The organism is Zhihengliuella salsuginis, from assembly GCF_014651715.1.
In the GTDB taxonomy this organism is placed as follows: Bacteria; Actinomycetota; Actinomycetes; order Actinomycetales; family Micrococcaceae; genus Zhihengliuella; species Zhihengliuella salsuginis.
Genome location: NZ_BMXK01000012.1, coordinates 55625 through 77012 on the forward strand (window position 1 = coordinate 55625; position 21388 = coordinate 77012).

A 21388-nucleotide genomic window follows, 5' to 3' on the forward strand; every position below is an offset into this window, starting at 1 on the left:
AGTCTAGCCAGATCTCGATCACGAGCAGACGGCTGCGCCTGCGTTGCCGCGCAGCACCGCCATCGGTCAGTGGGTCGGGCCGAGCAGAGTTCGTACGAACTGTTCCACGACGACGTCTGTCCCGTAGCGTTTGCGGCAGTAGTCGTCTGCCTCGGCGACCGCCGCAGCATGGTTGTCGGGGTCTCTCAGCGACAGTATGGATTCGGCCACGCCGGAAGCATCAGCCTCGAGCCACTGCTGCGGATACAGCAAGTCGCTGCCGGGCCAAGCGATGGAGCGCGGAGCTGCGCCCCTGACGGCTCCGTCGGGAAGCGTGAAATGGAATGACTCGAAGTCGCTGGTGGAGAGGGCAATGCCGATCCCGGCGTACCAGGGATCCAGATCCGCACTGTAGCCATCCCAGTGGACTGCGCCTCGGAGTAGCTGGGACCGTTCGATGCGCCTGTACTGCTCTTGGAAATAGTCTTGTTCGGTGGAGCGCTCGCGGAACCACGCGTAGTCGGTGGGCCTATGCCCCTTCAGGTGCAGTTCGTAGGCCGGGTCGATCACTCGGAGCTCCTCGAGCACGTCCAGGCCCGTGGACAAGCCTTTGCGTGCCGGCGTCACGCCAACCATGCCGATCTTGTGCGGATCGCCGAGAACGGACTGTGCGGGGACTTTCACTGCATTCGTAATGGTGCTGGACTTCATACGCGCCCAGCCGAAGTGCCGATTGGCCTCACGGCGGATGTGCTCGCCGACGAAAATCATGTGGCGGTCGCCTTCGAAGCTGATGTGCCGGGGGAAGCTCGTGGTGAGCTCCTGCAGATGGAAGCGGGTCACCACTCGGGTCGTGGCAGGGAGGTTGCGGGTGAACCAGACCGAGTTGCCCAGAGCCCACTCGCACCACACCACGTCGACCTCTGCCGCCAGGCCCCGCGAACGGTCAGTCTGGTGCCGGTTGTGCCCCTCCCACTGATCGACGAGGACCTGGTGACCGGCGGATTCGAGTGCGGCAACGATCTCGTGCGTGAACTTGAGGTCGTGACCGGCCAGGAGGATGCGGCGCGATTCCCGGACCTGCAGCCTCGACTCACCAGATGCGTCGCTGGATGGGTAGCCGAGGGAAGCGCCGGGACCGCCCTGCAGTGCATCAAGCTCCCGGAGGGCCGACAACCGCGTTCTGCGGCGCTCCGCACCCCAGAGGCCGCCCCCGTAGCCGGGCTCGTCGTGGTATCGGTGCACGGGCTCGAGTCGCGTGCGCCGGTTGACGCGTCGGACCGGAACCCCAGCGAGACGGGAGCCGAGGATCCAGGGGGCGAAGGTCTGCTCGTCAGCGGATTCGGGCGCCCAGACCGCCGCACAAGAATTCAACAGGGCCAGGTACTGTCCGGCGTCCGGTTGGGCAGCATAGAGCACGCGAGAGCCTCGGGGGAGCGGTGCCGGCGCGGGGATCCGAGTTCCGTCGACGGATACCACCACGTAGAGGCGAGGGAGCCCGATCGCGGGTATTTCGGGTGCTTTCGCATCCGAGGCGAGGACGAGCACGGCGTTGTTCCGAGCATCCGGTCGCAAGACGGGACCCAAGCGCCATGGTTGCGCAAGGGGCAGGAAGTAGGACGCGGGGTCGTCGACGTCGGGAACGGCGCGGTGGTCCCGCGTGCCAAGCCGGGGCCAGGCGCGCTGCGGGATGCTCTCCCGCCACGTCGGGGTGGCCGCCCGGAGAGCCAAGTGCGTGGCGCGGTCAGTGACGCGGTCGGCGACCCGCCGTCCCAAGGCCTGACCAGCGCGGCCGAGTTTGCGGGCGCGGGCCGGGAAGCCCGAGGCATTGGGCGGACCCACTACGGGCTCCACACGACTTCGGTCTTGACCAACTGCTCCATCAAGGCATTGCGCTGCTTGCGCGGCGCTTTGACTCGACCACGGCCCATCTGGCCCGCGTACGAGTCGTACTGCTCGGTGACTTCCTCCGGGTCGCCGTCCATGATCAGGACGCCGCGCTCGATCCAGAGCACGCGGCTGCACATCTCGCGGATGGTGCCGAGCGAGTGGCTGACCAGGAACACGCAGCCGGCTTGACCGCGGAGGGAGTCCAGGTGCTGGCGGGTCTTCTCGCGGAACTGGGCATCGCCGGTGTTCAGCGCCTCGTCGATGATGAGGATATCCGGATCGATCGAGGTCGCGATGGCGAACTGGAGGCGGGCCGACATGCCGGATGAGTACGACTTCAGTGGCAGATGGATCGAGTCCTGCAGGCCCGCGAGAGCGATGATGCTCTCCCGCTTGGGCTCGAGCTGCCTTCGGGTCATCCCCATGGCGAGGCAGCCGAGAGTGATGTTGTCGTCGCCGGAGATCTGGGGCTGGAGCGCTGCGTTGACTCCGAGCATCACCGGCGTGCTCGTAGCGTGCACGTTGCCGCTCGTGGGATTGATCTGCCCGGTGAGGATCTTCATCAGCGTCGATTTGCCGGAGCCGTTGGTGCCGATCACGCCGACGCTCTCGCCTCGGTGCGCCACGAATGTGAGCTCCTTCAGGGCATGTACATCGACCGTAGTGGTCCCGATGAAGTCCCGGACGCGGCGGCGGAGGGTCCGTTTTCCCTCGTCGTCCTTGGCCCGGACCTTGTAGGTCATCGACACGTGGTCGACGACGACTGCGACATCCTTTTCGAGGTTCTCCCCGGTCATGCCACTAGGCCCTTTCCTGGTTGTAGGACTCTTCGGCCTTCCAGAAGGCGATAGAGCCGACGATCAGTAGCACAAGCGTCCAGGTACCGAGCACGGCCCATCGCTCGAAGCTCGGGACGTTGCCGTAGAGGAGGGCGTCGCGTGTGATGTCGAGGACGCAGAAAAGCGGATTCAGCTGCATCGCCTGGTAGATCCCGGGGTTGTTCTCAAACCGGTCCAGCGAGAAGAAGACACAGGAGAGGTAGAGCCAGATCCGGGTGCCGAAGGAAATCAGGTTCACGACGTCGGGGAACCGCGTCACGATTCTGCACAGCAGCAGACTGAGTCCCAAGTTGAAGAGGAACTGGACGATCACCACGGGGAAGATGAGCAACCACAGCCAGGAAATCTCCTCCAGCGGGGGGATCGCCAGGATGAGCACCAGCATGGTGGTGATGACGATGACTTGAGACATCAGCTCGCGGACGTTCACCGCCAGCGGCAAGGTCGCGCGCGGGAAGTTGAAGGCGCGCATCATCGACTGGTTGTTGTTGAGCGCGCGGGCTCCCTGCGTGATCGCACCTGTCGTGAAGCGGAACATGAACGTGCCGATGATCAGGTAGCCCAAGAAGTTCGGGATGTTCTTGGCGGTGTCCAGCAGGATCCCGAAGACGAAGAAGTACGTCGCGCCGTTGAGGATCGGGTTCAGAACGAGCCAAATGCGGCCCAGAGCGTCGTCGCTGTTGCCGGTGGCGATACGGGATCGGGAATCGAAGTGGATGAACGACCGGAACTGCCAGATCTGCCGTATGTACTCGAAGAATCCGGGGCGGGCGCCAATACTGACCAGATCGTGTGGGGAGACGTGAATTCGTTGAGTGCGATTGCTCGCTGGAACCTGTTCCGTCATGGTCTTCGCTGACGCCTTTCGCTCGTGTGCCTGACCTACTCTAAGGCGTAAACGCTGGCGTCGACGTCGAAGACGCGCTGGTGCGGGCCGCACCTAGGCGCGATGGGTCCGGAATGACGGGCGAATTATCGGCTTCGTATCGTGAACGTCACCTCGCGGCGACAGTTTCGGGCACGCCGGGTCGGTGGCCGAGTGCTTGGAAAGTCCAACCGCGGTCGGTCCATTTCTCGCCGTCGAGGACGTTGCGGCCATCGATGATGCGCCGTTCGCGGACATAGGGCTCCAGGTCCTGCGGGCCCATCCGCTTGAATTCGTCCCACTCCGTCAACAGCAGCACCAGATCGGCTTCGGCTGCAGCAGCATGCGCCGAATCAACGTAGTTCAGCCGCGGGAAACGCGCTGCGGCGTTCCGGTTGCCCTGGGGATCGTAGACGCTGACCTCGGCACCCGAGCTGTAGAGGCGGGCGGCGATGTCGAGCGCGGGGGAGTCCCGGACGTCGTCGGACTCCGGTTTGAAGGACACGCCGAGGACGGCGATGCGGGCGCCATCGAGAATCCCCAGGTGTTCTTCGGCGAGGTGCACGACACGGTCGCGGCGGCGCAGGTTGATCTCGTCGACCTCGGTCAGGAAGCGCATGGCAGCGGAAGCACCTACTTCGTTCGCCCGCGCCTGCAGGGCGCGGATGTCTTTCGGGAGGCAGCCTCCGCCGAATCCGACTCCGGCGTTGAGGAATTTCCGCCCGATGCGGGTGTCGTGTCCGAGCGCGTCGGCGAGAGTGCGGATGTCTCCGCCGACGATCTCCGTCACCTCGCTGAACGCGTTGATGAACGAGATCTTGGTGGCGAGGAAGGCGTTTGCTGCTACTTTGACCAGTTCCGCGGTCTCGTAGTCGGTCTCGATGAGCGGTGTGCCCGCCGACAGCGGTTTTGCGTACACCCGGCGCAGCAATCCGTGCGCCCATTCACGCTCGGTATCCTCCGGGCGGTTCGTTCCGGTACCGACGACGAGGCGGTCGGGGGTCAGCGTGTCCTCGACGGCGCGTCCCTCGCGGAGGAACTCCGGATTCCAGGCCAGCGCCACCTTCAGGCCGTCCATGCCGCGTTCGGCGAGGACCGAGTCGACGACGGCGCGCAGACGCCGTGCTGTGCCGACGGGAACCGTGGATTTGCCCACGATCAGGGCGTCCTTGCGGAGGTGGCGTGCGAGCTGCAGGACGGCATCATCGACATAGGTGAGGTCGGCTGCGTGCTCGCCCGGCTTCTGCGGCGTGCCGACGCCGATGAAGTGGACGTCCCCGAATTCCGCCGCCTCCGTGTAGTCGGTGGTGAACCGGAGCCTTCCGGAAGCGAGGTGCTTGCGCAGCAGCTCGGGGAGGTGTGGCTCGTGGAAGGGGAGCACTCCGCGCGAGAGGGAATCGATTTTGTCCTGGTCCACGTCGACGCCGAGGACGTTGAACCCCAGCTCGGCCATGCAGGTGGCGTGGGTCGCACCCAGGTAGCCGGTGCCGATGACGGTGATGTTCAAATCCATGTCTGACATCGTATCGAAGCGTCGGGCGGAGGCCCGTCTCTGCGGGCCAACACGACATGTTGATTGGGTGTCCGAGGTGTGAAGAGCCGGGCACCTGTGCGTGACCAGTTCGCCGTGTCCGCGGCGGTTCAGAAGGCCCACGGGCGGCGTCCGCGGTAGATTGAGGCTGCACCGGAACTGCGCGGGCCGCCGACTCGGCCAGCCCCAGCGCCGACAAGGAAGGGCCCATGCACCTGAAGTCCCTGACCGTCCGAGGGTTCAAGTCCTTCGCGTCGGCGACGTCGTTCGAGTTCGAGCCGGGGGTCACCGCGGTTGTCGGGCCGAACGGCTCCGGCAAGTCGAACGTCGTCGACGCGCTGGCCTGGGTCATGGGCGAGCAGGGGGCCAAGACCCTCCGCGGCGGCAAGATGGAGGACGTGATCTTCGCCGGCACGTCCGGGCGCCCGCCCCTCGGACGCGCCCAGGTCTCGCTCACGATCGACAACTCCGACGGCGCCCTGCCGATCGAATACTCCGAGGTCACCATCTCGCGCACGCTGTTCCGCGCCGGCGGCAGCGAATACGCCATCAACGGCGAGCAGTGCCGCCTGCTCGACATCCAGGAGCTCCTCTCCGACTCCGGCCTCGGCCGCGAGATGCACGTCATCATCGGCCAGGGCCAGCTCGACCGGGTCCTGCACGCGACACCGGAGGACCGGCGCGGGTTCATCGAGGAGGCCTCCGGCATCCTCAAGCACCGCCGCCGCAAGGAGAAGACCCTCCGGAAGCTCGACGCCATGCAGGCCAACCTGCAGCGGCTCCAGGATCTGACGTCGGAGATCCGGCGGCAGCTGACGCCGCTGGGCAAGCAGGCCGCCGTCGCCCGGCGGGCGCAGACCGTCCAATTCGATCTCCGCGATGCCAGATCCCGCCTCCTCGCGGACGACCTCGTCAACCTCCGCGACGGGATGGAGCGTGACCAGGAGGATCAGGAGGCGGTCAAACTACGGCAGCAGGCCGTGACCGCGGACCTCGAGCGCGCCCGGCACGACCTCGCGCGTCTGGAAGTCGACGCCGCACAGGCGACGCCGGCGCAGAACGCCGCCCGGGACATGGTCTACTCGCTCGGTTCGGCGCTGGAGCGATTCCGTTCCCTGGCCGCTCTGGCCGACGAACGCTCCCGGCTCCTCGGCCAGACCGACGCGTCCGGCTCCGACGAGGGGCGCGACCCTGAACGACTGGCCGAGCAGGCCGACCAGCTGACAGAGGAGCTCGAGGAACTCCAGGAGCAGAACGAGGAGTTCGCCGAGAACCTCGAGGGCGCCGTCGCGGACCGCGGATCAGCGGAGGAGGCCGCGGCGGCCGAGGAGCAGCGGCTGACGACCCTGCTGCGGGCCGCGGCAGACCGGCGGGAGGGGCTGGCCCGACTGGCCGGGCAGGTCGCCGCGGCGCGCAGCCGCGTCGAGGCCGCGGAAGGCGAACGGGACCGACTGCGCTCTGCGGCCGGCGAGGCCTCCGAACGGAGGGACCGCGCGCAGGAGGAGTACACGGTCCTCGAACAGCAGGCCGCGCACGCCGACGGGGAACCCGTCGCCGAGCACGCGCGAGCCCACGAAGCAGCGTCGCAGGCCGTCGCGGCGGCCCGCTCGGCCGCCGAGGAACTCCAGACGGCCTCCCGGGACGTGCACGGGATCCGGGCCGGGCTGCAGGCGCGCGTAGATACGTTAACGGCGGCCCTCGAACGCCGGGACGCCAGCGCCGACGCCCTCGAACGCTGGCCCGAGGTCCTGGGCGGGCGGCTCTCGAGCCTCATGCGGATCGAGGCGGGGTACGAGCAGGCCGTCGCCGCGGTGCTCGGTCCGTACGCCGAGGCGCTCACAGTGGACGCGGGGCGGGCCCCGGAGCTTCTCGGGGACGTTCGGCGGGACGATCTGGGCCGCCTCCACCTCGTGCATCTCGCGCCCCACGACGACACCCGGGCGGAGACTCCCGTCCCGGCCGCGGCGGGCGCGGACGCGGTTCGCGCGGCGCTGTCCGTCGTCGAAGCCGACAGCGCCATCGCGCCGGCGCTGGCCGAGCTGCTGGCCGGCACCGTCGTCGTCGAGGACGTCGAGACCGCATATCGGCTGCTGGGCGATCCTTCCGGCGGCGTCCGGCGCGCCGTCACCAGGGACGGGCACGTCGTGACCGGTGCGACGGTCGAGGGCGGCACCGCCAAGGCGCCGTCGCTCATCGAGCAGCAGGCGGATCTGGAGGCCGCGCGCGTGGAGCTGGACGCCACGGCGGACCGGGAAGCGGGCATCGCGGACGAGCTGGCGGCCGCCCGGGAGGCTCTGGAGCGCGCACAGGGCGACGAGGCCGAGGCCCGCCGGGCCCAGCGGACCGCCGAGGCCAGGAACGCTGAGGTCGGCCAGCAGCTGGCCGGCCTCAGCGCGACCCTGCGTCAGGCGGACGCCGAAGTCGTCCGCCTGAACGACCAGGCCGCGGCGGCGCAGGAACAGATCGCCCGAGAGCTCGCCTCCCTCGAAGACCTGGCCGTGCGCTTGGACGCAGCCCAGCAGGAGCCCGACGACGAACGGGAACCGTCCAGCGACGAGCGGGACCGGCTCAACGCGGCGGCCGCCGCGGCGCGGCAGCGCGAGGTCGACTCCCGCCTGGCCCTGCGCAGCGGTGAAGAGCGCGCAGGAAACCTGAACGGGCGCATCCAGTCGCTGCGGCGCGCAGCGGAGACCGAGCGCCGCGCCCGCGCCGAGGCCCGGCGCCGAGCCCGCGTCCGGGCCCGGCAGGCGGGCATCGCCCGCGCCGTCGCCGCCGCAGCCCGCCACGCTGCGGCCGCCGTCGAGGTGTCGCTGGCGGCCGCGCGGGACGAGCTCACCCGGACGGAAGCCGAGCGCACGCGCCTCGAATCGGAGTTGGCCGACGCACGGAAGATCGCCGACTCCCTCAACCACGAACTCGGACAGCTGACGGACCGGGCCCACCGCGAGGAACTGGCGCGGGCCGAGCAGCGGCTGAAGATCGAGGTCCTAGAGGACCGGGCCGTCGACGAGCTGGGGCTGACGCCGGAACACCTGGTGGAGAACTACGGACCGGACCAGCCGGTCCCCGTGCCCGCGGACGACAAGTGGGCGGAGCTGCGCCGCAGCGTCGACGAGAACGGCGAGCCCGTTCCCGAGGGCGTCCCCTACGACCGCGCGGAGCAGACGAAACGGCTCAAGCGCGCGGAGAAGGACCTGCAGTCGCTCGGCAAGGTGAACCCGCTCGCGCTCGAGGAGTTCGCAGCCCTCGAGGAACGCCACAAGTTCCTGGTCAGCCAGCTGGAGGACCTGACCACGTCCCGCCAAGACCTGCTGGACATCATCAAGGGCGTCGACGAACACGTGGAGCAGGTCTTCACGGAGGCCTACGCGGATACGAAGGCCCAGTTCGAGCGCGTCTTCGGCCGGCTCTTCCCGGGCGGCGAGGGGCGCCTGGTCCTGACCGACCCCGACGACATGCTCAACACCGGGATCGAGGTCGAGGCTCGGCCCGCGGGCAAGAAGGTCAAGCGGCTGTCGCTGCTCTCCGGCGGCGAGCGGTCGCTGACGGCGGTCGCGCTCCTGGTCGCGATCTTCAAGGCACGGCCGTCGCCCTTCTACGTGATGGACGAGGTCGAAGCAGCGCTCGACGACACGAATCTGGGCCGCCTCATCATGATCTTCGAGGAGCTGCGGGAGTCGAGCCAGCTGATCATCATCACGCACCAGAAGCGCACGATGGAGGTCGCGGACGCCCTCTACGGCGTGAGCATGCGCGGGGACGGCGTCTCGCAGGTGATCAGCCAGAAGCTCGAGCGGGTCGAGGCCTGATCGCTCAGTCTTCGTAGGTCGGGAACCGAGGCTGGCGGTCGACTTGCCACCGATCGCAGAGTGGTCACGATGCCGAGTGAGAAGACGAAGTTCATCATTGAAACGGGAGCCGGTTCTGTTTCGAAGCTGCAGGGCTTTCCCGGGTTCGTGTCGGGGCGTCTCCTCCGCCGCGGCCGCGGACGGCTCCCGCGAAACCCCTCATCAATAACGCCACGCTTCGGCACGGGCTCCCGGGTCGTCATGAAGCCGGGTGTCGCCGGGGCACGTCTCCGTTCTCCCAGGAACTGAGAGTCTGCTCTGAACTTCGTTCCCGCGGGACGCGCGGGAGGTATACCCCCATCTGGCGATCAACTCGGTGGAGCTGAAACGACCCCTTCGAGAGTTTCGCCAGAAGAGTGGCTGCGCCGCGCCAGCGGTGGTTGTCGAGGCTAGTAGGATGATTTTTATGGCCCTCACTCTTGCCGTTGTTCCCCGCAGTTCGGAAGCCTCTCCAGCGCGCCCGCTCGACGCGATGCTCGGCGCGGTCGCTGACGCGGCCCGGCCGCTGCTGGGACCGCGCTACCGGTCCGAGCCGACTGTCCGCCCGGACCTGAGCCTCAATGGCGGTGCCGTCGCGCAGTGGGCGGCTGACGGGGAGACCGACGTCTTCTACACGCTCAAGGGACGCTGGGCCGCCAGCACCTCGCCTCGGACGGCCACCCCGCTATGGCGGGCGATGGCCTCGGCGAGCGGACAGCTCCGCTACTCAGAGCCCGTGTGGGGCACCTACATGGCCGTGATGGGCGACAAGAGCACCGAGCGTCTATTCGCTTGGAACACGGTCCCAACCGTTGAAGCCGTGCACTACGCCCAGGATGCAGATTACACGTACGTCTCCAACCGGCCGCTGTTGATCGCCCTTGCGATGAACGACGGCGACTTGGGGCGCGTCGAGCTCGACGTCGAGCAGTACCTGCCCGAGTACCTCAACTTTGGCTTCTCGATTGGTGGCGCGACGCCCTACAAAGGCGTCTCGACGCTCAAACCGCGCAGCACTCTCGCAGTTGTGGACGGCGAGATCGGATTTGGTCCTGCGCCCATCGCGGACCGTATCGAACTGGCGGAGAAGGAGAACGAGCGGCACACCGGGGCCGCCGAGCTGGCCGAGGCGTTCCAGGCCGCCACCCGCCGCTGCGTGGACCGCCGATATTCGGACCAGGTTCAGCTTCGGCTCAGCGGCGGGCTGGACAGCCGCATCATTCTCGGACTCCTGAAGGGGCATTCCGCTCTTGAGATCACGGCGGTGACGCAGGGCGGCAAAGACTCGCCGGACGCGGCGGTGGCCACGATCCTCGCCGAACGCGCAGGTGTCCCGCACCGGGTGGTCTACCCGGAACTAACTGACGACGACGGGTTCATCGAGTCGATGCGCCGCTCGATCTTCGAGTCGCAGGGCTTCATGCCATCCGAAGCCCTGACTGCGCCTTACGCGGCTGCCGCGCCGGTCAATGGCCGCGAAATGCTGGCTGCCGGGCAGTGGCCGCTCTTCAAGGGAGTACTCGACAAGTCGGGCAAGAACACGCTGGACGAGGTTCGTGCCAAACTCTTCGGCGTCGATGCGCGAATGCTCAATTCGGAGCTGAACCAGAAGACCCGCAACGCGGTGGCCGGGTGGATGAGCAGTGTCCACGGCCTGAGCAACCTCGAGTACCTGTACGCGTATGCACGTGATATCCGTTCCAGCCGATACCTCCAGCCACACAATATTCAGGTCGACAGGGTCAGCCAGTTGATGTACCCGTTTCTGGACTCACAGGTGGCTGCCGTCGCGGACGTGCTGCCCGCGATCAACCGCATGCGCAATATCGCCGCCTTCCTGGCCGTGGAGAAGATCTGGCCAGAGGCCGTTCGAGTGCCCACGCCGGCCAATGGCCGCTTCCGGTTCGAGATCACCCAGCCGATGGAGGGCGTTTCCGGGCCCTACTACGCCGAACGTATGGCTGTGGCGCCGCCCTTCGAGGGCCCGTTGATCCGTCCCGAGAGCGTAGACCGCCCTGCGTTCCGCGACTATGTCGGCGATCCGTTTCGTTCCGTGGCCCGCTACCTGGTCGACAGCCCGCGCTACGAGATCCTGCGTCCGATGCTCGGCGACGCGATGCAGGACATCGTCCAACGACTCACCGAGATGCCTGTCAACGAGGCTCTGGCTCCATACCCGGACCTGCCGCCCGCCCGCATCGTCCGTCTGCGGCTCTGGCGGCTACTACTCGCGGACCTGTGGCTCGAGCGCAGCTGGATGTCCTTGAGCGACTGATCGTTCCATCAGGAGTGTCCCGTGGTGGTTTGCGACCAGATGAGTGCAAATCGACCCCACCGCCAATGACGCGCGCGGCTCTGCCGGACATCCGCATGCGACGGGAACCGCACCTTACGAAGGCTCCCGATCCGACGCGACCACCGGGTCCTCGTCGGGGCGCGGCACGCGACCCCAGGCGGCGACGCCGACCAGGCCGATCAGGCCGCCGACCGCGAACGCCCAGCCGTAGCCCACGTGGTCGACCAGGAGCCCGGCGACGACCGGGCCGAGGATGGCACCCAGGTCGGTGAACATCTGGAACGTGGCCAGCACGCGGCCACCGCTGCGGCCCTGGCCGACGACGTCGGCGACGGCCGCCTGCTGGGCCGGATTCATGACGCCGATGCCCGCACCTGCCACGACGGAGAGGGCGATGAAGACGGGAACGGACTCGGCGAGGCCGAGGAAGCCCATCGAGACGGAGCCGATCGCGAGGCCGATGATCACCGGCAGGCGCCGTCCGTAGCGGTCCGTCAGGCGGCCGGAGAACGTGAGCGTCACGGCGTTGCCCGCGGCGAAGAGTGCGAGTGAGATGCCCGCGATGGCTGTACCGTGCTGGCCGAAGGCGAAGACCGCGAAGAGGGGCACGATGGCCACGCGGACGCCGAAGTTCGTCCAGCCGTTCGCGAACCCCGAGACGAGCGCCGCCCGGTAGGTCGGCGAGGCGAGCGCAGCGCGCACGCTGAGGCCCGGCGGGCGTGCGGCGCCGGCGTCGTCCTGTCCCGAAGCCAGTGCACGACGGCGGACGCGCGCCAGGGAGAAGTGGACCAGCGCGGCCGCGACGACCAGGGCGCCGCCGTAGATGAAGAACGGCAGCCGGTGGCCGAAGGCCGCCAGTAGGCCGCCGACGACGGGCCCGGCGATGTTGCCCATGAGGAACGCCCCGGCGTACAGCCCGGAGATGCGGCCGCGGATCGTCGGGGGAGCGAGGCGTGCGATGAGCGCCATGGCGGAGACCGTGAACATGGTCGATCCGATGCCGCCGAGCGCGCGGAACAGCAGCAGCAGTTCGTAGTTCGGCGCGAGGCCGACCAGGATCGTCGAGAAGGCGACGATGAGCACGCCCCCCACGTACACGATCGGCTCGCCGAGCTTCTCCGTCAGCCGGCCGGAGACCGGAGCGAAGAGCAGGCGGGTCAACGCGAACACGCTCACGATGAACGCCGCCGCCGCGGCGCCGACGTCGAAGCTCGACGCGTACTGGGGGAGGATCGGCGCGATGATGCCGAAGCCGATGGCGATAACGAACGCCGCCCCGATGAGGACCTTGATTTCCGAGGGGATCTTCTCTTGCGGGGTCGCGGGGCTCTGAATCGTCATGGCTCGTACATTCTAGGCCCGGTGCGGAAAGGCGGAATCCACGCGTCGGCGGCTAGGCTGTAGGGCGTGCCTATTGAACTGCTCCTGACCATTGTCATCGCCGCCGTCGTTCTCCTCGGTGCCGGCATCGGCGTGGCCGTCCTGCTGCGCGGCCGGAAGACCAAACCCGGTACCTACACGTCGACGCGGGACGAGAACGACCCCGCCACCGCTCCCGCCGCCGAGTCGACGGCTACGGAAGCCCCTCCCGGGGCCGACGCGCCGTCCGCCCCGTCCGAGGAGCGGGAACACCCGGACGCCCCCGTCGAGTCCGCCCCTGCGCTCGAGGTCCCGGAGCCCGCGCTCGGACGCCTCGCCCGCCTGCGCGCACGCCTGGTCAAGTCCAACAACGCCCTCGGCAAGGGGCTGCTGGCCCTGCTCAGCCAGGACAAGATCGACGACGACGTCTGGGACGAGATCGAGGAGACGCTCCTGTTGGCCGATCTCGGCACGGACGCGACGACCGAGCTCGTCGACAGCCTCCGCGAACGCGTCAAGATCGAGGGCCACCGCGATGCCGAGGGCGTCCGCGCCATGCTGCGCGAGGAGTTGACCCGCCTCATCGACCCGTCGATGGATCGCACGGTCGCCTCCGACCGCCGGGCCGACCGCCCCGCCGTCGTCATGGTCGTCGGCGTGAACGGCGTGGGCAAGACCACGACCATCGGCAAGATGGCCCGCGTCCTCGTTGCCGAGGACAAGGACGTGCTCCTCGGCGCGGCCGACACCTTCCGTGCCGCCGCGGCCGAGCAGTTGCAGACCTGGGGCGCCCGCGTCGGCGTCCCCACCGTGCGCAGCGACGTCGACGGCGCCGATCCCGCGTCGGTGGCCTACGAGGCGGTCAAGGCCGGGATCGACCAGGAGGTCGACGTCGTCATGGTCGACACCGCCGGCCGCCTGCAGAACAAGGTCGGGCTCATGGACGAGCTGGGGAAGATCAAGCGGGTCATCGAGAAGCAGGCCGAGGTCGACGAGGTCCTCCTCGTGCTCGACGCCACCACAGGCCAGAACGGCCTCAACCAGGCGAAGGTCTTCTCCGAGGTCGTCAACGTCTCCGGCATCGTGCTGACCAAGCTGGACGGCACCGCGAAGGGCGGCATCGTCGTCGCCATCCAGCGCCAGCTCGGCGTTCCGGTGAAGCTGGTCGGCCTGGGCGAGGGCGCCGACGACCTGGCGCCGTTCGTCGTCGAGGACTTCGTCGACGCGCTCCTGGCCGGCTGATACTCGAGCCATGAAGACAGCGGGCAAAAGCCGCTCTATCCGGCTCAAGGAACAAACGCCACGTATTGACGTATGGCATACGCCGCCCGGTAAGTATCGTCGCGGCACCGACGGGTCGCTTGCCCGTGGTCCGTTTCGAGCACGGACGGACGGGCAGGGTTTCCTGATCACCGGCAATACCGGACTCAGGGGGCACGCCGTATACTTCTTGGGCGGCTCATTCGTGGAATCGATGTACGCGGATGAGGACCGGCGTTTCGTGTCTCAGGTCGAGCGGGCGTTGCGCGACGAGGGGCCAAGTCACCGGTGTTTCAATGCCGGCTACTCCGGAGCAACGACGCTGCAGCTGATCAACGTACTGGTCAATAAGATCTTGCCTGTACTGCGTCCGAACGACACCGTCGTATTCTTCGTTCCACAATCGGATTCGGACGTCGTCGACCGTGAAGGCGGCTACTGGTTGAAGACGGCGAGGCACGCGCCGATCATCCCGGTCGCGGACGAGAAGTACATCGCGCCCGTGGTTGGTCCGCAGTTCGAACAGACTACCCAGCTGCTCGAGCTCGTGCAGGCGATTCGCCTGACGTTCCGTATCAATCTAGTTCTAGTCGCCTCACCGATGCGCAACGAAGAACCAGAATCGGCATACTACGCTCGACGGTTTACGGCAGGGACCTCTGAACGAGTCGTCGCACTTCGGCGAGGTCTCATTTCGTCCGTCCGCCGCTACGCCCGGTCGTCTCCAGGGTTGCCCTTCATCGATGCTGCCGCCATGCTTGACGGTCACCCGGAGCTCTTCTACGACGATCTCCATCTGAACCACGAAGGCCAGGATCAGTTCGCCAAGACCTTTGTGAGTGCACTCATTCCACGCTTGGCCGGCGGCTCGCGATGGAATCAGCATCGTTTCCGACGACGGTTGCGCAAGGCCATCCAGCAGTACAAGATCTACGACCCGGTCAGAAGGCGGTGACGACGTCGCCAGAGACGAGGAAACATACCCGTTACATGGCGGCCGCGTGGTTTTTACGCGGCCGCCATTGACGTAACCGCTGCGAAACCGGCGGGCCCGAGCCACGAAACACGGCTCCTGTTGTCTTGAAGGCAAGGCGAGAAATCGCTTGCACCTTTTCAAACCACAGGAGGACGGACATGGAACTGACTGCAGTTCACGTCTGGATGATGGTCTGCTCGGCACTCGTGCTGCTCATGACCCCCGCACTGGCATTCTTCTACGGCGGCATGACCCGCGCCAAGGGTGTCCTGAACATGATGATGATGAGCTTCGTCGCACTCGGCATCACCGCCGTCGTGTGGGTGCTCTGGGGCCACTCGATGGCCGGCGGCGGAGCCGACGTCGGCGGGCTGTTCGGCAACCCGTTCACCCAGTTCGGCATGTCCGCGATCATCGGCACCGAGGACCTGATCGGCGCCGGTTTCGGCGCGACGTTCGCCATCATCACGGTCGCCCTGATCTCCGGTGCGATCGCCGACCGGGCGAAGTTCGGCGCCTGGATCGTCTTCGTCCCCGTCTGGGTCACCCTCGTCTACGCGCCCATCGCCTTCTGGGTCTGGGGCGGCGGGCTGCTCTCGGCCGACGGGGCGATCGGCAGCTGGGCCGGCGAGGCCATCGACTACGCGGGCGGCACGGTCGTCCACATCAACGCCGGCGTGGCGGGCCTCGTGCTCGCCCTGATCCTCGGCCGGCGGAAGGGCTTCGGCCGCGATCCGGGCCAGCGCCCGCACAACATCCCGTTCGTCATGCTCGGCGCCGCGCTGCTGTGGTTCGGCTGGTTCGGCTTCAACGGGGGGGCCGCGACTGCAGCCGAGGAAGCGGGCCTGATCTGGGTCAACACGATGGTCGCCCCGGCGGCCGCCATGGTCGCCTGGATCCTGACCGAACGCATCCGCGACGGCAAGCCGACCTCGCTCGGCGCCGCGTCCGGCGTCGTCGCCGGCCTCGTCGCGATCACGCCGGCCTGCGCCGACGTCTCGCCGCTGGGTGCGACCGCCCTCGGCATCGTCGCCGGCGTCGCCTCCGCCCTCGCGGTCGGCCTCAAGTACAAGTGGGGCTACGACGACTCGCTCGACGTCGTCGGCGTCCACCTCGTCTCCGGCCTCATCGGCACCCTGGCGCTCGGATTCATCGCCCTGGACACCGGCCTGTTCTACGGCGGCGGGCTCGCCCAGCTGTGGGCGCAGATCGTGGCGGCCGTCGTGGCCGTCGTCTACACGGGTATCGTGACCCTGGTCATCGGCCTGGCCATCCACAAGACGATCGGCTTCCGCATCAGCAGCGAGGACGAGCAGGCGGGCATCGACTTCGCCGAGCACGCCGAGACCGGCTACGAGTTCGGCGGCCTGGGCACCAAGTCCTCCGGATTCGTCCCGCACCCCGCCACATCCGGCCACCTGAAGATCACCAAGGAAGAGGCACAGGCATGAAACTCGTGACCGCCATCGTCCGTCCCGACAAGCTGGACGCCATCCGCGGCGCCCTCGAGAGCTACGGCGTGCAGGGGCTGACCGTCTCGGAGGCCAGCGGCTACGGCCGCCAGCGCGGCCACACGGAGGTCTACCGCGGCGCCGAATACACGGTGGACCTGCTGCAGAAGGCCCGCGTCGAGGTCCTCGTCTCCGACGAATGGTCCAGCGACATCGTCGACGTGCTCGTGGCCACCGCCAACACCGGCCGCGCCGGCGACGGCAAGGTCTGGGTCGTCACCGTCGAGGAGGCCGTGCGCGTGCGCACCGGCGAACGCGGCGACGCCGCGCTCTGAGCGCGTACCGCTCCACTGCACGACGTCGGCGGCCCGCCTTCCCCACGGAAGGCGGGCCGCCGACGTCGTGCCCGCCTCCCGGCGGGTTCAGCCGCGGCCGTCACGGTCGCGCCGCGGAAATTGATAGGCTAGGCAGTCGAATCCGGCGGATCCGCCGCCACCTACTGCACGATCGAAGGAAGTTTCGGCCCACGTGTTTAATTCACTCTCCGACCGCCTGACAGCCACCTTCAAGAACCTGCGTGGCAAAGGCCGCCTGACCGAGGCCGACGTCGACGGCACCGTTCGCGAAATCCGTCGTGCCCTGCTCGACGCCGACGTCGCCGTACCGGTCGTCCGCTCCTTCGTGAGCCGGGTGAAGGAACGCGCTCTCGGGCTCGAGGTCAGCCAGGCGTTGAACCCGGGCCAGCAGATCGTGAAGATCGTCAACGAGCAGCTCGTCGAGATCCTCGGCGGGCAGACCCGCCGCATCAACCTGGCGAAGAACCCGCCGACGGTCATCATGCTGGCCGGTCTGCAGGGCGCCGGCAAGACCACCCTGGCCGGCAAGCTCGCCAAGCACCTCAAGTCCGAGGGCCACACGCCGCTGCTCGTCGCGTGCGACCTGCAGCGCCCCAACGCGGTGAAGCAGCTCCAGATCAACGGCGAGCGTGCCGGCGTCCCGGTCTACGCGCCGCACCCGGGCGTCTCCAACGAATTCGAGGAGGCCTCAGGCGATCCGGTGGTCGTCGCCCGCAACGGCGTCTCCGAGGCACGGCAGAAGCAGCACGACGTCGTGATCGTCGATACGGCCGGCCGCCTGGGCGTGGACGAGGAGATGATGCAGCAGGCCGCGGACATCCGCGCCGCCATCAATCCCAACGAGGTGCTCTTCGTCATCGACTCGATGATCGGCCAGGATGCCGTCAACACGGCGCAGGCGTTCAACGAGGGCGTGGACTTCACCGGCGTCGTGCTCTCCAAGCTCGACGGCGACGCGCGCGGCGGTGCCGCGCTCTCCGTGACGCACGTGACCGGCAAGCCCGTCATGTTCGCCTCCACGGGCGAGGGCCTGGACGACTTCGAGATCTTCCACCCGGACCGGATGGCCGGCCGCATCCTGGAGATGGGCGACATCCTCACGCTCATCGAGCAGGCGGAGAAGTCCTGGGACAAGGGCGAAGCCGAGCGCATGGCGCAGAAGTTCGCCGACCAGGAGGACTTCACCCTCGAGGACTTCCTCGCGCAGATGCAGCAGGTCCGCAAGATGGGCTCGATGAAGAAGATGCTCGCGATGATGCCGGGGGCGGCGATCTCGAAGCAGCAGCTGGAGCAGTTCGACGAGAGCCAGATCGACCGAATCGAGGCCATCGTGCGCTCGATGACGCCGCACGAGCGGGTCGCCCCCAAGCTGCTCAACGGTTCGCGCCGGGCGCGCATCGCGCGCGGCTCCGGAGTGCACGTCTCCGAGGTCAACCAGCTGATGGAGCGTTTCAGCCAGGCCCAGAAGATGATGAAGAAGATGGCCGCCGGCGGCGGCATGCCGGGGATGCCCGGCGGCGGTGGCGGGGGCAAGGGCAAGAAGCAGGCCGCCAAGGGCAAGAAGAAGCAGAAGTTCGGCAACCCCGCCAAGGCCGCCCAGGCGGCGAAGGAGCAGTCCCAGAAGAAGCCGGGCACGCCGAGCGGGGCCGCCTTCGGCCAGGCGTCCAAGGATCTCGATCCGTCGGCGCTTCCCAAGGGCTTCGACAAGTTCCTGAAGTAGGCGGGTCGGCCACCACGCCGCCGGCAGGAGCACTTGAGGCGATGGCGCGGCGCGCGGCGTCAGCCCCGTTCGCGTGCGGGCCGCGTCTCTGACATAATGGCGGGGTACTTGATCCGCGTGGCCCCTCTCTCCGCGCGTGCATCTCGTCCTCAGGACCCACTCAGTATGAACTGTCCCCACGGTGCAGAACTGTGCGGTCCGCCTTTAATGAAACAGGAGTGACCACAAAAGTGGCCGTTAAGATTCGTCTGAAGCGCTTCGGCAAGAAGCGCGCCCCGTACTACCGCGTCGTCGTCATGGACTCGCGCTCCAAGCGCGATGGCCGTGCCATCGAGGAGATCGGCAAGTACCACCCGACCGAAGAGCCCTCGTTCATCGAGATCAAGTCTGACCGCGCTCAGCACTGGCTCTCCGTCGGCGCCCAGCCGACCGAGCAGGTCGCCGCGATCCTCAAGATCACCGGTGACTGGCAGAAGCACAAGGGCATCGAGGGCCAGGAAGGCACTCTGAAGACCAAGGTCGCCAAGGATGCCTTCGTGGCTCCGGAGAAGGACTCGGTCATCCTGCCCGAGGCCATCACCCCGAAGGCCGACAAGGCTGCAGCAACCGAGGCTCCGGCCGAGGAAGCTGCCGAGGCTGAGTCCACCGAGGCCGAGTAGCCATGCTGGCAGACGCCCTCGACCACCTGGTCCGCGGAATCGTCGATTCGCCCGATGACGTGGCGGTCTCCCTCAAGGAGAACCGCCGCGGCGAACTGCTCGAGGTCCGGGTCCACCCCGACGACCTCGGCCGGGTGATCGGCCGACAGGGGCGCACGGCGAAGTCGCTGCGCACCGTAGTCGCCGCGTTGGCCGGCGGTCAGCCGACACGGGTCGACGTGGTCGACACCGATCGTCGGCGCTGACTCGAACAGTCAGCACGGGCAGTTGCCGGCTTGTGCACAACGGAAGAGGGCCCTGCGTCTCCGGACGCGGGGCCCTCTTTCGTTCTCGCTAGAATATTCGCGCGGAGCGACGACGAGCCGCGCACGATCCACGATGAGGAGACAGCATGCGCCTGCAGGTGGCACGCATTGGAAAGCCGCACGGCATCCGCGGAGAGGTGACGGTCCAGGTGATGACCGACGCACCCGAGGAGCGCTTCGTGCCCGGGCAGGTGCTCGATGTCGAACCGGAGTCTGCTGGACCGCTGACGGTAGCCCGGGCGCGCTGGAACAAGGAGATACTGCTCCTGGGCTTCGAGGAGGTCAAGGACCGCAACGGCGCCGAGGCGCTGCGCGGATCGCAGCTCTTCGTCGAGACCGATGAGGAGGAGCCTGTCGACGACGATGCCTGGTACGCCCATGAACTGGTCGGCCTGGCGGCTGTTGTCGAGGGTCAGGCCATCGGCACCGTGAGCGGCCTCCGCCGGGGCGACGCGCAGGACCTGCTCGAGATCGAGCTGACGGGCGGCGGGGACGTCCTCGTCCCCTTCGTCGAGGAGATCGTCCCCGAAGTCGACCTGGAGGCGGAGCAGGTCATCCTCACCCCGCCGGCCGGCCTGCTGGAGCTCAACCAGCCCGAGGACCCGGAGGCGGGACGCTAAGGTGCGCATCGACGTCGTCAGCATCTTCCCCGAGTATCTCGCCGCACTCGACCTCTCCCTGATCGGCAAGGCCCGCCGCGACGGTCTGCTGGACGTGAACGTCCACGACCTGCGCGAGTACACGCACGACCGCCACCGCACGGTCGACGACACGCCGTACGGCGGGGGAGCCGGCATGGTCATGAAGGCCGAGCCGTGGTCCGAGGTCCTGAACGGGATCCGCGGAGCGCGCGAGTCCGCGGCCCCGGACGAGCGGCCCGTGCTGATCGTGCCCTCGCCGGCGGGCGCCGTCTTCAACCAGAAGATGGCCCACGACCTCGCCGAGGAGGAGCACCTCGTCTTCGCGTGCGGCCGCTACGAGGGCATCGACGAGCGGGTCGTCGAGTGGGCCGGGGAGCGCTTCGACGTGCGCCCGGTCAGCCTCGGCGACTACGTGCTCAACGGGGGAGAGGTGGCCGTGCTGGCCATGGTCGAGGCCGTCGGCCGACTCATCCCCGGGGTGGTCGGCAACCCGGAGTCCCTGGTCGAGGAATCGCACTCCGACGGGCTCCTCGAGTACCCGGTCTACACCAAGCCCTCCGAGTGGAACGAGCGCCCGATACCGGAGGTGCTGCTCTCCGGCAACCACGCGCGGATCGCCCGCTGGCGCCGCGACGAGCAGTTCCGGCGCACCGCGCAGAGGCGCCCCGACCTCATCGCCGCCCTGGAACCGGCAGCTCTCGACAAGGACGACCGCGAGGTGCTGGCCGAATGCGGATTCGAGGTCCAGGCCGACGGCGTGACGGCGCGCGAACAGCGCTGATCGCCGGGTCCGCCGACCGCTGACACGGGGAGCCTGGCGTCGCCCGGCCGGACCGGCCGGGGCGTCGTCTGCGCCCCGGTGCGAGAGTGTGGAATAATAGACTCTTGTGTCTGCTGGGTCCTCTCCTGCCGCAGGGGGAACGGGCTGACAGCCAGACGACCGGCCACCCGACACGTGACCGGATATATCACTTCGGCGCGAGCATTCCCGAACCGGTCCGGTTCGGCCGCTCGGCCGCTTGAAAGGTGGAAGACCTGCGGCGTCCACCTAGGAGAACACCGATATGAACATCATCGATTCCGTCAATGCAGCTTCCCTGCGCAGCGATGTTCCGGACTTCCGTCCGGGCGACACCGTCAAGGTGCACGTCAACATCATCGAAGGCAAGAACACCCGTGTTCAGATCTTCCAGGGCTACGTTCTGGGCCGTCAGGGCCAGGGCGTCGGTGAGACCTTCACCGTCCGCAAGGTGTCCTTCGGCGTCGGCGTGGAGCGCACCTTCCCGGTGCACTCCCCGGTGATCGAGAAGATCGAGATCGCCGCCCGCGGCGATGTCCGCCGCGCGAAGCTGTACTACATGCGCGATCGCCACGGCAAGGCGGCACGCATCAAGGAGAAGCGCGACTTCAAGGGCGCCAAGTAGGGCACTGCTC

General features: G+C 67.7%; 17 protein-coding genes. 12 read left to right on the forward strand and 5 right to left on the reverse strand.

Going from position 1 to position 21388, the window contains the following annotated elements:
- Positions 1-66: 66 nt before the first annotated feature.
- The 4 genes from IE069_RS13440 to IE069_RS13455 form a co-directional block, all read right to left on the reverse strand.
- Positions 67-1398 carry a glycosyltransferase family protein gene (locus IE069_RS13440; RefSeq protein ID WP_189351081.1) on the reverse strand — a complete coding sequence of 444 codons (1332 nt, stop codon included), beginning with the start codon at positions 1396-1398 and terminating at the stop codon, positions 67-69.
- A gap of 422 nt (positions 1399-1820) precedes the next feature.
- The gene (locus tag IE069_RS13445) at positions 1821-2666 is read right to left on the reverse strand and encodes an ABC transporter ATP-binding protein (RefSeq protein ID WP_189351082.1); all 846 of its coding nucleotides are present in this window, start codon (positions 2664-2666) and stop codon (positions 1821-1823) included.
- Between the two features lie 4 nt (positions 2667-2670).
- A complete protein-coding gene (locus IE069_RS13450; RefSeq protein ID WP_189351083.1) occupies positions 2671-3555 on the reverse strand; it encodes an ABC transporter permease in 885 nt (294 codons plus the stop codon).
- A gap of 148 nt (positions 3556-3703) precedes the next feature.
- Positions 3704-5086: a UDP-glucose dehydrogenase family protein gene (locus IE069_RS13455; protein WP_189351084.1), complete on the reverse strand. Its 1383-nt coding sequence runs from the start codon at positions 5084-5086 to the stop codon at positions 3704-3706.
- Between the two features lie 227 nt (positions 5087-5313).
- On the opposite strand from IE069_RS13455, the gene smc reads away from it, so the two are divergent.
- Positions 5314-8913: a chromosome segregation protein SMC gene (gene smc, locus IE069_RS13460; RefSeq protein WP_189351085.1), complete on the forward strand. Its 3600-nt coding sequence runs from the start codon at positions 5314-5316 to the stop codon at positions 8911-8913.
- A 436-nt stretch (positions 8914-9349) separates the two neighbouring features.
- Positions 9350-11206 carry an asparagine synthase-related protein gene (locus IE069_RS13465; protein WP_189351086.1) on the forward strand — a complete coding sequence of 619 codons (1857 nt, stop codon included), beginning with the start codon at positions 9350-9352 and terminating at the stop codon, positions 11204-11206.
- 114 nt (positions 11207-11320) lie between these two features.
- Here IE069_RS13465 and IE069_RS13470 read toward each other — a convergent pair whose 3' ends face one another.
- Entirely contained in the window at positions 11321-12568 is a 1248-nt protein-coding gene (locus tag IE069_RS13470; RefSeq protein WP_189351087.1) for an MFS transporter, read from the reverse strand.
- A gap of 66 nt (positions 12569-12634) precedes the next feature.
- On the opposite strand from IE069_RS13470, the gene ftsY reads away from it, so the two are divergent.
- The 10 genes from ftsY to rplS all read left to right on the forward strand — a co-directional run bounded on the left by ftsY (position 12635) and on the right by rplS (position 21378).
- On the forward strand, positions 12635-13828 hold the full coding sequence (gene ftsY, locus IE069_RS13475; protein WP_373287824.1) for a signal recognition particle-docking protein FtsY: 1194 nt from the start codon (positions 12635-12637) through the stop codon (positions 13826-13828).
- Positions 13829-13838: 10 nt separating this feature from the next.
- Positions 13839-14801, forward strand: a complete 963-nt coding sequence (locus IE069_RS13480) for an SGNH/GDSL hydrolase family protein (RefSeq protein ID WP_189351088.1) — start codon at positions 13839-13841, stop codon at positions 14799-14801.
- A 179-nt stretch (positions 14802-14980) separates the two neighbouring features.
- On the forward strand, positions 14981-16273 hold the full coding sequence (locus IE069_RS13485) for an ammonium transporter (protein WP_189351089.1): 1293 nt from the start codon (positions 14981-14983) through the stop codon (positions 16271-16273).
- On the forward strand, positions 16270-16608 hold the full coding sequence (locus tag IE069_RS13490; RefSeq protein WP_189351090.1) for a P-II family nitrogen regulator: 339 nt from the start codon (positions 16270-16272) through the stop codon (positions 16606-16608). Before IE069_RS13485 ends, IE069_RS13490 begins: the two co-directional genes overlap by 4 nt.
- A 193-nt stretch (positions 16609-16801) precedes the next feature.
- On the forward strand, positions 16802-18349 hold the full coding sequence (gene ffh / locus IE069_RS13495; protein ID WP_189351091.1) for a signal recognition particle protein: 1548 nt from the start codon (positions 16802-16804) through the stop codon (positions 18347-18349).
- Between the two features lie 230 nt (positions 18350-18579).
- Positions 18580-19008, forward strand: a complete 429-nt coding sequence (rpsP, locus tag IE069_RS13500; RefSeq protein ID WP_189351092.1) for a 30S ribosomal protein S16 — start codon at positions 18580-18582, stop codon at positions 19006-19008.
- A gap of 2 nt (positions 19009-19010) precedes the next feature.
- Positions 19011-19253: an RNA-binding protein gene (locus IE069_RS13505; RefSeq protein WP_189351093.1), complete on the forward strand. Its 243-nt coding sequence runs from the start codon at positions 19011-19013 to the stop codon at positions 19251-19253.
- A 146-nt stretch (positions 19254-19399) separates the two neighbouring features.
- On the forward strand, positions 19400-19933 hold the full coding sequence (gene rimM, locus IE069_RS13510) for a ribosome maturation factor RimM (protein ID WP_189351094.1): 534 nt from the start codon (positions 19400-19402) through the stop codon (positions 19931-19933).
- 1 nt (position 19934) lies between these two features.
- A complete protein-coding gene (gene trmD, locus IE069_RS13515) occupies positions 19935-20735 on the forward strand; it encodes a tRNA (guanosine(37)-N1)-methyltransferase TrmD (protein WP_189351095.1) in 801 nt (266 codons plus the stop codon).
- Between the two features lie 283 nt (positions 20736-21018).
- Positions 21019-21378: a 50S ribosomal protein L19 gene (gene rplS / locus IE069_RS13520; RefSeq protein WP_189351096.1), complete on the forward strand. Its 360-nt coding sequence runs from the start codon at positions 21019-21021 to the stop codon at positions 21376-21378.
- Positions 21379-21388 lie beyond the last annotated feature (10 nt).

Bases quoted from the DNA above. Each gene is read 5' to 3' on its own strand.
- IE069_RS13445 (WP_189351082.1), bottom strand. From the start codon at position 2,666: ATGACCGGGGAGAACCTCGAAAAGGATGTCGCAGTCGTCGTCGACCAC.
- IE069_RS13450 (WP_189351083.1), bottom strand. From the start codon at position 3,555: ATGACGGAACAGGTTCCAGCGAGCAATCGCACTCAACGAATTCACGTC.
- IE069_RS13455 (WP_189351084.1), bottom strand. From the start codon at position 5,086: ATGGATTTGAACATCACCGTCATCGGCACCGGCTACCTGGGTGCGACC.
- smc (WP_189351085.1), top strand. From the start codon at position 5,314: ATGCACCTGAAGTCCCTGACCGTCCGAGGGTTCAAGTCCTTCGCGTCG.
- IE069_RS13465 (WP_189351086.1), top strand. From the start codon at position 9,350: ATGATTTTTATGGCCCTCACTCTTGCCGTTGTTCCCCGCAGTTCGGAA.
- IE069_RS13470 (WP_189351087.1), bottom strand. From the start codon at position 12,568: ATGACGATTCAGAGCCCCGCGACCCCGCAAGAGAAGATCCCCTCGGAA.
- IE069_RS13480 (WP_189351088.1), top strand. From the start codon at position 13,839: ATGAAGACAGCGGGCAAAAGCCGCTCTATCCGGCTCAAGGAACAAACG.
- IE069_RS13485 (WP_189351089.1), top strand. From the start codon at position 14,981: ATGGAACTGACTGCAGTTCACGTCTGGATGATGGTCTGCTCGGCACTC.
- IE069_RS13490 (WP_189351090.1), top strand. From the start codon at position 16,270: ATGAAACTCGTGACCGCCATCGTCCGTCCCGACAAGCTGGACGCCATC.
- IE069_RS13505 (WP_189351093.1), top strand. From the start codon at position 19,011: ATGCTGGCAGACGCCCTCGACCACCTGGTCCGCGGAATCGTCGATTCG.
- rimM (WP_189351094.1), top strand. From the start codon at position 19,400: ATGCGCCTGCAGGTGGCACGCATTGGAAAGCCGCACGGCATCCGCGGA.
- rplS (WP_189351096.1), top strand. From the start codon at position 21,019: ATGAACATCATCGATTCCGTCAATGCAGCTTCCCTGCGCAGCGATGTT.